Source organism: Pedobacter sp. AJM, from assembly GCF_002197755.1.
GTDB lineage: Bacteria > Bacteroidota > Bacteroidia > Sphingobacteriales > Sphingobacteriaceae > Pedobacter.
On sequence record NZ_NHOT01000009.1, the window covers coordinates 103,991 to 118,662 of the forward strand.

10 protein-coding genes are annotated in these 14,672 nt (G+C 40.1%); 2 read left to right on the forward strand and 8 right to left on the reverse strand.

Annotated elements, in window-relative coordinates:
* Positions 1–323: 323 nt before the first annotated feature.
* A complete protein-coding gene (gene msrA, locus CBW18_RS16125; protein WP_088302350.1) occupies positions 324–815 on the forward strand; it encodes a peptide-methionine (S)-S-oxide reductase MsrA in 492 nt (163 codons plus the stop codon).
* Positions 816–1,013: 198 nt separating this feature from the next.
* On the opposite strand, the gene CBW18_RS16130 is transcribed toward msrA, so the two are convergent.
* On the reverse strand, positions 1,014–2,849 hold the full coding sequence (locus CBW18_RS16130; RefSeq protein WP_088302351.1) for an ABC transporter ATP-binding protein: 1,836 nt from the start codon (positions 2,847–2,849) through the stop codon (positions 1,014–1,016).
* 281 nt (positions 2,850–3,130) lie between these two features.
* Between CBW18_RS16130 and CBW18_RS16135 the strand changes: the two genes are divergently transcribed.
* Positions 3,131–3,664: a DinB family protein gene (locus CBW18_RS16135; protein ID WP_253249065.1), complete on the forward strand. Its 534-nt coding sequence runs from the start codon at positions 3,131–3,133 to the stop codon at positions 3,662–3,664.
* Between the two features lie 87 nt (positions 3,665–3,751).
* Here the strand turns inward: CBW18_RS16135 and CBW18_RS16140 are convergent, their stop codons facing one another.
* From CBW18_RS16140 to CBW18_RS16170, 7 genes are all read right to left on the reverse strand, one after another.
* Positions 3,752–6,880 (reverse strand): efflux RND transporter permease subunit, encoded by a 3,129-nt coding sequence (locus CBW18_RS16140; protein WP_088302353.1) that lies wholly within the window; start codon positions 6,878–6,880, stop codon positions 3,752–3,754.
* Positions 6,881–6,910: 30 nt separating this feature from the next.
* Entirely contained in the window at positions 6,911–8,011 is a 1,101-nt protein-coding gene (locus CBW18_RS16145; protein ID WP_253249066.1) for an efflux RND transporter periplasmic adaptor subunit, read from the reverse strand.
* A 1-nt stretch (position 8,012) separates the two neighbouring features.
* A complete protein-coding gene (locus CBW18_RS16150) occupies positions 8,013–9,281 on the reverse strand; it encodes a TolC family protein (RefSeq protein ID WP_088302354.1) in 1,269 nt (422 codons plus the stop codon).
* Between the two features lie 56 nt (positions 9,282–9,337).
* Positions 9,338–10,690 (reverse strand): ATP-binding protein, encoded by a 1,353-nt coding sequence (locus tag CBW18_RS16155; RefSeq protein WP_088302355.1) that lies wholly within the window; start codon positions 10,688–10,690, stop codon positions 9,338–9,340.
* Entirely contained in the window at positions 10,690–11,367 is a 678-nt protein-coding gene (locus CBW18_RS16160) for a response regulator transcription factor (RefSeq protein WP_088302356.1), read from the reverse strand. Before CBW18_RS16160 ends, CBW18_RS16155 begins: the two co-directional genes overlap by 1 nt.
* Before the next feature lie 425 nt (positions 11,368–11,792).
* Entirely contained in the window at positions 11,793–13,271 is a 1,479-nt protein-coding gene (locus tag CBW18_RS16165) for a redoxin domain-containing protein (protein ID WP_088302357.1), read from the reverse strand.
* A gap of 21 nt (positions 13,272–13,292) precedes the next feature.
* Positions 13,293–14,672 (reverse strand): RagB/SusD family nutrient uptake outer membrane protein, encoded by a 1,380-nt coding sequence (locus tag CBW18_RS16170; RefSeq protein ID WP_088302358.1) that lies wholly within the window; start codon positions 14,670–14,672, stop codon positions 13,293–13,295.

Genomic DNA, 14,672 nt, shown 5'->3' on the forward strand with positions numbered 1-14,672 from the left:
CTGACAACAACAGTTAATTAGTACAAACAAGGGATGGCCAAATGCTTATCCCTTGTTTGTTTTTTAAGGTAACTTACGAAGTTTCTCCTGAATGCAACCCATCAAACTTCGGAAATCTGAGGTAATTGGAAAAGCTGAACTTTAATTCACCGGAACCTGTAGAAATGATGATGTTAGCCAAGCGCGAAAACTTTATATCTTTTATCGTGTTGTCATTTTTAATTGTGGATACATACATTATTCGCAATAAGGGCGTCATATCGATGATAGATATTTCTATTTTAGATAAGCATCCCTTAACTTTAATCCATAAATAATATAATATGAATACTGAAAAAGCCATTCTGGCTGGCGGTTGCTTTTGGGGGGTAGAAGAACTGATTCGTCATCAGCCCGGTGTAATTTCCACTGTAGTAGGTTACACTGGTGGAGATGTACCAAATGCAACATACCGCAACCATGGCACACATGCTGAAGCCATAGAGATTGTTTTTGATCCGGAGACATTATCATACAGACGTTTATTGGAATATTTCTTTCAAATTCATGATCCAACAACTAAAAACAGACAAGGAAATGATGTCGGAACATCTTATCGTTCTGCTATCTTCTTTGAAAATGATACTCAGCGGGAAACTGCAAATGAATTGATTGCGGAGATGGAAGCATCTGGAATCTGGCCAGGTAAAATTATCACGGAAGTAGTTCCTGCTGAAGATTTCTGGAATGCAGAGGAAGATCACCAGGATTACCTACAGAAATATCCTTATGGTTATACCTGTCATTTTGAAAGGCCTGAGTGGAAATTAAGCTAAGTTGATAAGAATTTATAAAGATTCATCATTCTTAACGCAGTGGAGGAATCTTTGAACCAGTTAAATTATGTAATTAATAGACTTAAGTTCAAAGATCTCTCCGTTACGCTGCGCTACAATCGAGAGGACGACCTTTGGATAGGGGTCACACTCCAAAATCAATTAAATGATCTACCATTTTATACAGCAATTAAATTTCTATTGATAACCTTTGGCTTGCAGGTTAAAAAGCTCGGCATACCTGCCATTCTTTTCCAGCAATTCTGCATGTGTACCAGATTCGAGAAGTGTGCCCTGGTCTAAAACCAAAATCCGGTCAGCCAGCCGTGCGGTAGAAAAGCGATGCGAAATCAGCACAGCAGATTTTCCCTTCGTTAACTCGGCAAAGCGTTGAAAAACTTCATATTCTGCACGGGCATCCAAAGCAGCAGTAGGCTCATCAAGAATTAATACCTGTGCATCTTTCATATAAGCCCTTGCTAAAGCTACCTTTTGCCATTCGCCACCTGATAATTCTATACCATCATTAAATTTTCTTCCCAGCCATTGTTGGTAAGCCCCCGGGAGTTTGGCGGCCAGTTGATCTGCAAGACTCTCTTCAGCCGCTTTTTTAACCAATTGCTGGTTGTCGATTTCTTTGATATTTCCGACGGCAATGTTTTGATAAAATGTCATTTGGTAACGGATGTAATCCTGAAAAATAATACCGAGATGATGTCTCAGGTCATCCAGATCATAAGATTTTAAATCCTTTCCATCCAATAAAATGCGGCCTTCAGTTGGATCGTACAGCCGGGCCAGAAGCTTAACCAATGTCGTTTTGCCTGCTCCGTTTTCACCAACCAATGCCAGTTTTTCACCCGGGCGAAGTTCAAAGCTCAGGTTTCTGTTTGCCCAACGTGTGGAATTATGGTATTGAAAACCAACATTTTCAAACACAAAGCCGGTTTGAATGGGATGCGGAAAGGGAATTGCATTTTCAGGCTTGGTAATCTTGGGCTTAATCTCAAAAAAATCTATAAAATCATTTAAATAAATAGCACCCTGTGATACGATGGTAAACCTGGATAACATGGTTTCCATTAAACTGCTTAATTGTCGGAAAGAACCTGCTAAAAAGGTAAGACTACCTACTGTGGATTTCCCGACCACAGTATTGTAAATGATAAAACCATAAGCCGCATAATAACCTAAAGTACCCAGCACGGAAAAGAAAGTACCCCAAGCCGAACGCCTGACGGCCAGTTTGCTGTTATCTGCATAAAACTGATCAGACAGCATTTTAAAACGCCCGATTACAAAATCTGAAAGGCCAAAGATCTTCACTTCTTTCGCTGTTTCATCACTCGCTCCCAGATAACGCAGGTAATCCAGTTCCCTGCGCTCAGGTGTCTGACTTCTGGAAAGGGCATAGTTTTTACTATTAAAATAAGATTCACCTAAAAAAGAAGGAATAATAGAGAGCAGTAGCAATACAATCAACCATGGATTAAAGGCAATGAGTCCGGTGAGGAGAAAGGCTATGGAAATAAAATCCTGAATCTGGCTCATCACTTGTGAGAGCAATACCGTTCTGCCTACGGTTTGTTGCCTGGCACGTTCCAGTTTATCGTAAAATACAGAATCTTCAAACTGATCCAGATCCAGTGTAGCCGCATGTTGCATGATGCGCATTGACGTATAATTCGAGAATAAATCACCCAGTAAACTATCCGTCAGGTTAATCATTCTGTTTAATCCATCAGTAACAATAGCGAGTGCAAATTCTAAAGCCACCAGCTCCCATAACTTATGCAAATCTCCGTTACCGGCATGACTGTTTAATGCCACCACCTCATCGATGATGAGTTTGCCCACGTATAATAAAGCAACGGGCATAGCCGATCGCAGTATGCGAAGAATAAAACTGATACTTGTTTTTCCAGGACTGCTTTTCCAAACCAGTTTAAAAAAATCTGGTAAATTTTTGAGCGAAGTAAGCCTGTCTTTGAAGGATATGTTTTCTAATGAAATGGTATTTCTGTTTTTAGCCATAGGTAGGGAAGCGCTTGCAAAGCTAAGCTTAATGCAGCGTCAGAGATTCAGTTGCTTGTAAAATCTTTGGATAGTTAAAGTTTGTAAAATGCTCTTAAGTCTCAAGTTATAATTATTTTTTTAGCATATAAGGCATTAAAGTCTATTGAATTATATAGATTAATATTTTCTTAGTTGCTTAAAGACCTTCTTTAATTCATATTGATATTTCAGTGTTGACAACTTTCTATGCAGCCTGATTATAATATATAAAGCTGAAAGCTAACTTTGTAAAAAAACAGATGATGAAAATTATAAAACTCTTCACCAGCACATTCATGTTTCTTGTATTAATGAATGTTGCCAAAGCACAAACCACCACTGCCGATTTATTGAAGGAATGGGAGCGTGCTAAAACTTACACTTCGGAATATTTAAATGCCATGCCAGAAACAGGTTATGCGTTAAAACCTACACCAGAAATGAGGTCATTTGCTGAGCAGATGTTACACCTGGCAGCAGATAACTATGTTTTTGCAGCCGCTGCTGCGGGTGAGAAAAGTCCGGAAGGTAAAGATCAGCTGGAGAAAACCACTGAGAAAACAAAGGCTGCAGTGACTAAGGATGTGTTAGAAAGTTACGATTATATGATCGCCACCATTAAAAAGATGACTCCGGCTCAACTAAACGAAAAGGTAAAACTTTTTGGCCGTTTTGATATGAATCGCGAGCAGGCCTTAGGTAAAGGATTTGAACACCAAACCCATCACCGCGGACAAACCACTGTTTATTTGCGTTTGGCTAAAACCACCCCTCCACAAGAAAAATTATTTTAACTTAAAAAAGCCATTAACCCTTTATTAAGCGTTAATGGCCTTTTTTAAAATGTTGAATCTTTTTTGGTTAATCATTTAGGCGCGTTATCAAGCCTGAACCAGATTAACCTTTTGCACGTTTTTCTGGTAAGACCAGTAAAAAACAATCGGATAAACAAAAAGGTTGAAAAGCGTATTGGTGATTAATCCACCAATTACCACAATAGCTAAGGGCTTTGAAGCTTCAGATCCAATTCCGGTAGAGAGTGCTGCGGGCATTAACCCAATAGCAGCCATCAGTGCTGTCATTAATACAGGCCTGAATCGGCTGGCAATTCCATCACGCATGGCATCGGTAAAAGTCCAGCTTTGATGGTGTTTTAAGTCCGCCAGGTTTGATTTAAATTTGGTAATCAGGATCACTCCATTTTGAACACAGATACCAAACAGGGCAATAAAACCAATCCCGGCAGAAATATTGAAGTTAACCCCAGCGACCAATAAGGCCAGTATGCCGCCAATCATGGCAAAGGGTACATTGTTTAATACCAATAGGGCATCGCGAATGTTGCCGAAAAGTACAAACAAGATAAAAAATATCAGCAATAAACTTACCGGAACCGCTTGTGACAGGCGGGAAATAGCCCGTTGCTGATTTTCGAAGTCGCCCGCCCATTCCAGTTTATATTCTTTTGGCAGCTTAATCTCAGCATTTACTTTTTGCTGTGCCTCAGCAATTACACTTCCCATATCCCGTCCACGAATCGAGAATTTGATGGCGCCATAACGTTTATGTTTATCGCGGTAAATCATACTGGGGCCGGTAATCTTCCTAATGCTTGAGATCTCGGCCAGCTGAACATTTGATCCGGAAAGGGTAGGAATGCGCAGTTTGCCTATGGAACTTTCATCATTTCTAAAATCTTCAGGATAGCGTATAATGAGATCAAATTTTCGCTCTCCCTCGTAAATTTGCGTGGCAGCCTTCCCACCAATAGCCATTTCAATTACGGCATTGGCATCAGCGGTACTAACACCATAAAGCGCCATTTTTTTCTGATCAAGGTTAATCTGTAACTCCGGCTGACCTAAGTTTCGCAATATGCCAAGGTCTTCGATTCCATCTACAGTTTTCAGAATTTTTTCAATTTTCTCTTCCTCCATTTCCATAAAATCGAAATTTTCGCCAAATAGCTTCACCACGATGGAGCCCTTTACACCGGAAACGGCCTCTTCTACATTATCTGATATCGGTTGAGAAAAGTTCAGGCTAATGCCCGGAAAGCCTTTTAGTTTTTCCTGCATCCGTTCAATCAGCTGTTCCTTACTTTGTTTTCGCTTCCATTCTTTCTTCGGATAAATATCCACGTGAAATTCCATGTTATAAAAACCTGTGGCATCTGTACCATCATTCGGGCGACCAGTTTGCGACATCACCTGTTTCACTTCTTCAAAACTTAAAAAGATCTTTCTCATCTCATTGGAAAGCTTTTTGGTTTCATCTAAAGAAATACTCAATGGCCCCGTTGCCCTTACATAGATAGAACCTTCATCCAGGCTGGGTAAAAACTCTGTTCCCAGAAATTTAAAACTGAAAATCCCCAGAACCAGTACCAAAATCGAAATGGAAAACACCAGTTTTTTCTTACTGAAACATTTGTCGTAAAATTTAAGCGTTACTTTAGTAATCCATTCTAAAAACACATTGTGTTTTTCTTTAACGTTCTTTTTAAGCAATACACTCGCCATTGCAGGCACCAGTGTAAAGGTTAAAATGAGGGCGCCAAGAAGGGCAAAACTTAGTGTCCAGGCGAGTGGAGAAAACATTTTGCCTTCTACTTTTTCAAAAGTAAAAATAGGTAATAGCCCGGTGATGATGATGAGTTTGGCAAATAAGATCCCTTTTCCATTTTCAAGGCTGGCTTTTTTAATGAAGCCCAGTTTGCTCATTTTATTAAAGCGCTCCATCCCCAGTTTTTTGGCTTTCATATCCAGCGTTACAAAAATCCCTTCTACCATCACCACTGCGCCGTCAATAATAATCCCGAAGTCAATCGCCCCCATAGATAGTAAATTTGCAGGCATTCCTTTCAGCTTCAGACAGATAAAGGCAAACAGTAATGCCAGTGGAATAATGATGGAAACTATGAGGGTGGTCCGCCAATCGGCCATGAATAAAAATACAATCAGGGTAACAAATAAAATTCCTTCCAGCATGTTGCCCATCACTGTATGCACGGAATAATTAACCAAATCTTCCCGATCATAAAAAGCTTTAACCTTCACATCATCAGGTAAAACATTGTTGTTAATTACCTCAATCTTCTCTTTCAGGCGGGCAATTACTTCGCTTGGGTTTCCACCTTTTCGCATCACGACAATGCCCTCTACCACATCCGGATCGCTGTCTCGTCCTACCTGTCCTAATCTGGGCAAGGCCGATTCTGCTACTTCGGCAATGGTTTTAACATAAATTGGTGTTCCGTTGATGTTATCCACCACCACATTCCTGATTTCATCAATGTTATTGAGCACACCTATTCCACGAACCACATAAGCCTGGCCGCTTTGTACAATCACATCACCACCTACATTAATGTTGCTTTTAGAAACGGCTTCAAAAAGTTCGGTTGCCGTTACCCCATACTGAATGGATTTTTGCGGATCAACCGTAATCTGATAGGTTTTCACTTCTCCGCCAAAACTCACCACATCCGCAATGCCCGAAACAGCCAATAACTCCCGCTGAATTACCCAATCCTGCAGGGTTTTAAGTTCGCGGACAGATTTGGTATCACTGCTTAAGGTATAACGAAAAATCTCACCTGTTGGTCCGTAGGGCGGTTGTACTTCGGGCTGAATGCCTTCCGGAAGATCGGCTTCATCCAAATGGTTATTTACCTGAACCCGGGCTTCGGCATAGTCCACATCATCTTCAAAACTTACTTTAACAATAGAAAGCCCAAACAGGGATGATGAACGGATGCTTGTCCGCTTTTCGGTAGGATTCATCGCTATTTCCAGCGGGCGACTCACAAATTTCTCTACTTCTTCAGCACTTCGTCCGGGCCACTGCGTAATAATGGTAATGTTGGTATTGGTTACATCAGGAAAGGCATCAATAGTGGTGTTTTTAAAACTTAAATAACCTGCAAGGATGAGGATAAAGGTGGCAAAGAAAATAAAATATTTGTTCTTCAGCGCAAAGCCGATAATGCTTTTGATAAATCTATTCATAGGAGAAAAATCTGTTGGGTGAAACGGAGGTTACTGGGTTTTAAGGTTTTCAAAAAGAAAAACCTGTTTAGAAGCAATTACGCGGTCGCCAGCGGTTAAGCCTTTACTAATGTATACCCGATCGGCCGTTTTTCTTCCGATTTCAATTTCCTGAATGCATACCTTATTCTCGTTATTTAATACCAGCACATAATTTTTATTATTGTCGAAAACAATCGCCCTCGCATTTACTGCCGGAAGATCAATACCAGCATGTGCAGATACTTTAACCGTACCCAGCATACCTGGTTTTAATAAAGCCTGGGTATTGGCAATCACTACACGGGCGTTCATCACTTTACTTTCCTGGTCAATCAGGTTGTATATTTTATCAATTTTACCTTTAAATACCTGTTCGGGGTAGGATAGGGTAGAGAGACTAACCTCGTCTCCCGCTTTGATGCGTGAAATATCAGACTCATAAATATTAATCATCGCCCACACATTAGAAAGATCGGCAATGGTGAACAGGCTTTTGTCGTTATCGCTACGCAGCTGCATGTTATTGGTCACATTTTTTTCAATCACAAAACCACTGATGGGAGATTTAATGGCGTATGAACCGGTGTTGCTGCCGCCATTAAGCTTTAAAACGGCATTAGCTCTTTTCAGTTCTGCCTGCTTAATGAGGAAATCATTTTTAGCTTCTTCCAGTTCCTTTGCTGATGATAGGCCACTTTCATATAATTGTTCAGCTTGTTTTAAGGCACGATTGGCATTTTGAACTTCGGCCCTGGCGGCTATTACTTCTTTATCAAATCCCGCCATTTCTGAACTGGTTACCGTAGCTAAAGTTTGCCCGGTATTCACCTGATCGCCCAGGCGCACGTTTACCCGGTTTACCAATCCGCTTACCATAGGAAAAAGTTCCGATTTGCGGTCTTCATTAGCCGTTATCCTGGCAGAAAAAATAAGATCTGCTTTACTGTTGGCCTGTTGCACCGTATCAATTAATAACCTGTTCAGTAAGGAATCTGTAATGGCAAATTTTTCGGGGGGAGCTTCTGTTTGATGGCTGCCACACCCAAAGGCTAAACCAACTGAAGAAAGTAAAATTACCTTTATTGTATTTTTGTAAATGTAATGCATCATGTTATTTAAATAGGTTGGTACCGGTTACATAATTTAATTCTGCTCTTGAGCTCAATCTTTGTAGCTGAACCTGGTTGATCTGCAATACATTTTCTTTGTAGGATTGGTAGAGATCCAGGAATTCCATTAAACTGATGTTTCTTTCCCTGAAATTTTTAATCAGGCCAGAGATCAGTTTGGAAAAACCGGTGTTAAAGTCAGGATCGATTGCCTCAAAAAGTTTTTCATTTCGAAGTGCATTCTGGTAGCTGTTAAAAAGCTCGTTACTCAGCAAAAGTTCATATTTGTTAACCTCGGTCGTTGCTGCATCAATGCCAATTTTGGCTTTTTTAATTTCTCCCTGATTTCTGTTAAATAGCGGAATGGGAATTTTTAAACCTATACCAGTATATTTCTCCGGGTAATTTCCTTTCAAATCGTAGCTCAATAAAATTTCAACATCAGGTATAGCCATTGCTTTCTGAAGTTTTAAGTTGAGCTCATTATAATCCAAGGCTGCTTTAGATCGTTTTAAATCGCTTCTGTTGTTTCTGGCCGAATCTAATAACGTGAGGTAAGGGATCTGGTTTAGGGGAAGGTCGGGTTCAGCTGACACTAGGGCTAAAGATAAAATTGCATTTGGCGCTAAACCACAGAGCATACGAAGGTCGCGGTATTGATCTTCCAGCTCATTCAGGAGATTGGTTTGTTCTGCCTGGAGTCCGATCAGTAAAGATTTAATTCTAATCACATCCTTCAACGCTACATTCCCAGCTTTTAATTGCGTTTCATATGCCTTAATAAGCATTTGTGTGGATTTGATCTGTTCATCAAAAACGTTGACTGATTGCGCAGTGAAATATGCTTTGTAGAAAGTATTCTGCAGCTCAAATTTTAGCGTTCGTTGTACATCGAAATATTCCATTTCTGCCATCCTTACGCCGGATTGTGCCAGTTTAATGTTTTTATTTCTTTTACCCGCCAGTTTAATCAGCTGTGAAACGGAACCTGCAAACTGACCATAGGCATAGGAAGTTTGCAAAAATTTACCCGTTTCATGGTTGTACAATAAATTTTCGTATTCCAGTTCCGGATTATCAAAAAGCCTGGCGGTGATGATTTCTGCTTTAGCCTGATCAATCTGATAATTGGCCGCCAGTAAATCGAAGTTTTGTTTTAGAAAAAGTACTTCTGCCTGGGGCAGGTTTAATTTTAAAGTATCGGTTTGAGCATGGGTAATTGTGGCGAAAATGCCCAGCAATAAAAAAATCAGGGTACCTGTCCTTATCATGCCGCAAATCTATCCCAGCCGAATTAAACACGAATTAAATCGGAATTAAAAGCAGATTAAAGTTGAGGCAGGTAGATGATGAGGCAATTCTGTTGGTTTGCTGTAACCGATATTTCTATTTTTCCTTTAAACAGTGTAATGATCTTATTTGCCATATACAAGCCCATGCCTTCACCTTTCTGACCGATTTCAGCAGATTTTGTGTAAAAAGGCTTAAAAACTTCCTCATGAGCTGACGGTGGGATTCCAGGACCTTGATCAATAATTTTAACCAGGAATTGATGGTGTGAATATTCCAGTTGCACCAATACCTGTTGATTTCCTGAAAATTTAAAGGCATTGGAAATCATATTGTCAATGGCAATTTGCAGTAAAACAGCATTCACAGAGACAAGGGGTATGGTGCCGTTTTCCAGTAAATTCTGAATGTCTAACTGTTGATGGTGATGCAATTGCCAGTCAGACTGAATTTTAATTAAAAGTTCATCCAGTCGAACAGCTGATAACTGCGAATTAATTAGTTCAAGATCCATTTTAGCCAAAGCCAGTAAGCCATTGATGATGTGCTCCATATTTTCGGCATCGTCTAAAATGGATTGAATAACTTTTTGATAAGCCTGAACGTCTCTTTCTTTCAAGAGCGCCAGCTCGGCAGTCATCATTATTCTGGTTACAGGCGTTCTTAATTCATGTGATGCATTGGCTACGAAGGTTTTCTGTAAGATGAAGGCTTGTTCCAGCTCTTCCATTAAATGGTTAAAACTTTGTGCAATCAGGTTAATTTCGTCTTTGGTCTGGTTTTCTTCCACCCTGAAAGCCAGATTTTCTGAGCCAACCTGTTTTACTTCTCCCATGAATTTTTTAAGCGGCTTCAGCATCTTTACGGCCACCCACCTGCTCAACAATAAAACGATGATTGAAATGGAAACAAAAGTAACCACCATAATTTTGAGCAATTTTTCTAATCGGTTATGTGTACCCTGATCGGTAGCAGAAGCCAGAATTACGAAATCGCCCTGATTGTCTTTATAGTAAATGCCAACTACCTGCCGCTCGCCATCTTTGTATTGCAGGTGTTTTTGGTTTCTAACCAGGTCGATGGTGGCCTTTGTCCAGTATTGGGCAGAATCTCCGATAAAGGTTGCCCGATCCCGCGCATCATAAATCCGGATGACTTCGCCCTTTAGTTTCTGTAAATATTGGTGTCGAACACTGCTCAAGGCATCTCTGCTCATCTCGTCTGCTTCCAGGTAGAGCTTCGCCGTAACCATGGTGCGGTCTGTCAGGCGTTCAAAAAAATCGGCCTGAAGAAACTTCATGAACGTAAAATAGACCATGCATAGTACCGCAAACAGCATGGAGGTGCTGATGAGGGTAAAATACAGTGCAATGCGGTCTTTTATTTTCATTATTTAAGGATGTAACCCATGTTAATTTTGGTATGAATCAGTTTGCGCTCAAAACCCTTTTCAATTTTCTTCCTTAAAAAATTGATATACACATCTATCACATTGGTGCCGGTATCAAAGTTGATGTTCCACACCTGTTCGGCAATATACTGGCGGGAAAGCAATCGGTTTGGATGCCTTAAAAACAATTCTAGCAAGTCAAATTCTTTGGCACTCAGCTCAATTTTTTTGTCTGCCCTGCTTACTTCTTTACTTGAGGTGTTAAGGCAAAGGTCTTGAAAACAAAGATGATGGCTTTCAGGAACTTCGGTCATTAACTGACGTCTTAATAGGGCTGTTACTCTGGCCAGAAGTTCTTTCAGATGGAAGGGTTTAACCAGGTAATCATCCGCCCCGGCATCTAAACCCATCACTTTATCATCTACGGTTCCCATTGCAGTAAGCAGTAGAATAGGGATATTGATCTGGCTTTCACGCAAGTGTTTGCACAGCTGGATGCCATTTAAACCTGGCATCATAATATCTATAATCAGGAGATTAAAATCATTTTTGATAAAGTTTTCTAAGGCATCTGTTCCATTATAGGCGTTCCAAACCTGGTAACCATTTTCTTCCAGTGCTGATTTCAGCAGTCCGGCAATTTTATGATCATCTTCTGCTATTCCTATTTTAAGCATAGTACAAAAGTAATGAACTCATCTTAAAAGGAGATTAAAATAGGGCAGTAGGTCAGATTAATAGACCAACTATGAACGGTCGTTTTTTATAGAGGTTCGTCCTCCTGAACTTGACTCAGGATTTATTAAAATGTTAATTTACAATTATTTCGCCTAATTCAGTTACTTGAAGAAAGGTACTGAATCAGGTTCAGTATGACGAGTTGGCTACAGCAATCGTTCATTCCCGGTGGCCTAATATGTTTATTAATGTTAGTTTGGTGTCTTTACCAATCGAAACGCTTCATTTTGAAAACGTTTAGGCATTAAGCAATCATCATTTCGGTCGGTGGGACACACGACCAATAGTATTTACGCAAAAAAAAACCGCATTCAAATAACCATATATGGAAGTTTGAATGCGATTAGCTAAAGGATAAATAAAGTTATCCTTTTCGGGCCATATCAATCATCATTGAAATTTCATCAACGGCGGCTTCATTGCTGCCTTCAAAGCCCATTAAATTAAACCTGATATTTCCCTGTGGATCGATGACAAACTTAGAGGGGATGCCATTCACTTTGTAATCACTCACCACTTTATTGATTTTGGTCTCAGGATCTTTATTGTCCATCAATACTTCAAAATTATAGTTCTGCGATTTGATATAGTCGCTGGCATCTTTGGTAGGCGTAGCTGTTTTTTCCCAGGTATGGATAAACAAAAACTTTACGTTTGGATCGTCCTTGTATTTATTAACAGCCATTTGCATTGCCGGAAAAGAAGCCTTGCATGGTCCGCACCAGGTTGCCCAGAAATCTAAAATCACCGTTTTACCCTTCAAACTGCTTAAAGTAACCTGCTTGCCATCCAGATCTGTAAGTGTAAAATCAAGCGCCGGTTTTTTTATCATCTCTTTGTTTAATTTTTGTTGAAGATTGGCGATAATTCCCTTTCTGATTTCAGCGGCATACTGGTCAAAACCGGCATCACTACCTTTTACTTTGATATAAAGTGTTTTAAATGCTGCACTCATTTCATCATTGGCTTTTCCTGATTTTACCGCCTCTTCCAGTTTGGCATAGGCCTCCTCATTTCTGTTTAAAGCCATCAGAATTTTTGCATACTGGAAGTTTGACTTTGGTGATGCTGTTTTCGGATTCGTTGATGCTAATGCTGCATATTTAAGCGCTTCCTTATAGTTTTTTTGTTCGAAGAGAATGTTGGCGTAGGTCATGGTTAAACCCGGATAGCCCGATGCTGCAAATTTGGAAGAATTTAGGTCAGGTAGTTTACCATCATAGTATACCTTTGCGATTTCCATGGCTTTTTTATAATAGATAGACGCATTTTTTAAGTCGCCTGCTTTATAAAAAGCTTCAGCCAAGCCGCCATAACCGCTTCCTTTCCAGAAATCTAACATTAATTTTTCGCCGTATTCAATTGCTTTTGCGGTGTTTTTTTGTTCGGCATAACCCGTGGCAATGCTACTGGTGACATAGTCATAAACAATTAAATCTTCACCACTAAAATGTGATGGCGGAAATTTCTGAATCCAGGCTTTATAAGCCTTCTCCTTTTCAGCCGGTGTTTTCAGGTCATATATTTCATCATTAGCGGCTTTGTTTCTGGCACGTGAGCCGGCAGGGAACTTCTTTACTTCAGCTTCCAGTAAAGAGTCGCTAACTTTCTGGTTTTTCAATCGATAATAGTAATTAATGGCCAGATCCATTTCCTTTTCGCTGTTTGATGCAGCAAGGTCTTTTAGCTTATTGGCCAGCAGGGTTTTATCTTCTGGCTTTGTAGAAGTTAACCACTTTTCAAGGTCGGTCTTTGTACTGTCTAATGACTTGGTCTGTGCGCTTACCTGCGTTAATGTTGCAGACAGCAGCAGCGATGTAAGCATAATATTTAAAGTTTTCATCTTTTAAAATTTAGGTAGTTTTTAATTGTATCCGGGGTTTTGGGTTAGGGCATTATTGATCAAAATCTGCGCTTGGGGAATGGGATATAACACCGAAGTAGTTTTCCATGTAGTGGGTCTGAGTGTACCTAAAATGGCATCGGCACGATTGGTTCTTTTTAAATCAAACCAGCGATGGCCCCATTCTCCAAAAAGTTCCATTTTTCTTTCCTGTTCAACAGCAGAAAGCATTTGTGCCTGAGTTAAGGTTGCATTAATGTCTGGTAAACCTGCTCTGGATCTTACGGCATCTAAATCGGTTTTAGCTCCGCTGAGGTTATTCAGTTGTGCCCTGGCTTCTGCCCTGATCAAATATTGTTCAGCTAATCTTAACATCACATTATATTCATTACCAGTGCCTGATGCCACTTTATATTTGGTGATGGAATAGTAGGTTTTACCGCCTAAAGTTTTGGGAGCGGTCCAGTTAGCGCGGCGTAAATCCGTTGTGCTTTCAAAACTCTGATACGTTCCGTCGGCTAAAGAATAGTTTGGAATGGCTGTAGCTGCAGACCCGTAATTATTTCCAGGTACCGAAAATCCATTTACATTTGCGATTTGCCAGATAATCTCATTACTGTTATTGATGAATGCCAATCCTGGTGCAGGTAAGCTATAGGTTCCGGAGCTGATAACTTGGGTAGCCTGTGCTTCTGCGTTCGCATAATCTTTTTGATACAGATAAACACGAGCCAGTAGGGCAGTGGCAGCATGTTTATTGACTCTGCCTCTAAAAGTGCCAACATATGCAGTTGGCAGCGAAGCTTGTGCTTCAGTTAAATCTTTAATGATTTGTGCATAAACCTGAGCCGAAGATGAACGTGGTAAAACGGCATTATCAAAGGCAGCGTAATCATCTTTTAAGGGAAGAGGAACATCGCCGAATAAATTAACCAAATAGAAATAAAAATACGCCCGTAAAAATTTAGCCTCTCCTAAAAGTTGCACTTTGGTAGAAGCAGTTAGCGTGGTAGAAGCTGTTATCCCGCTAATGGCATTATTGGTGTTTTTTATGCCTGGATATAAGTTGCCCCAGGTATTATTTACAAAATTATTATTAGTCAAGATAGCATTTTTCGAAAATTCCTGTATACTCGCATCCGAACCATTATACTGTACATCATCCGCTGATATTCCAGGGTATAATGTGATATAAGTTAGGAAAGCATTAGTATTCGCCGAAGCAGCCGTATAAATACCCATCACCACGCTCTGTGCCGCGGCATCGGTTTTAAAGGCATCTTCAAATGATATTTGTGTTGGCGGGGCACCCAATTCTACAAATTTTTTGCAGGACGAGATGGTCAAAACAGCGCCAAGCATGAGTGTGTTATAAATTAAATTTTTATATGTCTTTTTCAT

Excerpts from the sequence above, each read along its gene's own strand:
- msrA (WP_088302350.1), top strand. The coding sequence starts at position 324 with ATGAATACTGAAAAAGCCATTCTGGCTGGCGGTTGCTTTTGGGGGGTA.
- CBW18_RS16130 (WP_088302351.1), bottom strand. The coding sequence starts at position 2,849 with ATGGCTAAAAACAGAAATACCATTTCATTAGAAAACATATCCTTCAAA.
- CBW18_RS16135 (WP_253249065.1), top strand. The coding sequence starts at position 3,131 with ATGATGAAAATTATAAAACTCTTCACCAGCACATTCATGTTTCTTGTA.
- CBW18_RS16140 (WP_088302353.1), bottom strand. The coding sequence starts at position 6,880 with ATGAATAGATTTATCAAAAGCATTATCGGCTTTGCGCTGAAGAACAAA.
- CBW18_RS16145 (WP_253249066.1), bottom strand. The coding sequence starts at position 8,011 with ATGATGCATTACATTTACAAAAATACAATAAAGGTAATTTTACTTTCT.
- CBW18_RS16150 (WP_088302354.1), bottom strand. The coding sequence starts at position 9,281 with ATGATAAGGACAGGTACCCTGATTTTTTTATTGCTGGGCATTTTCGCC.
- CBW18_RS16155 (WP_088302355.1), bottom strand. The coding sequence starts at position 10,690 with ATGAAAATAAAAGACCGCATTGCACTGTATTTTACCCTCATCAGCACC.
- CBW18_RS16160 (WP_088302356.1), bottom strand. The coding sequence starts at position 11,367 with ATGCTTAAAATAGGAATAGCAGAAGATGATCATAAAATTGCCGGACTG.
- CBW18_RS16165 (WP_088302357.1), bottom strand. The coding sequence starts at position 13,271 with ATGAAAACTTTAAATATTATGCTTACATCGCTGCTGCTGTCTGCAACA.
- CBW18_RS16170 (WP_088302358.1), bottom strand. The coding sequence starts at position 14,672 with ATGAAAAAGACATATAAAAATTTAATTTATAACACACTCATGCTTGGC.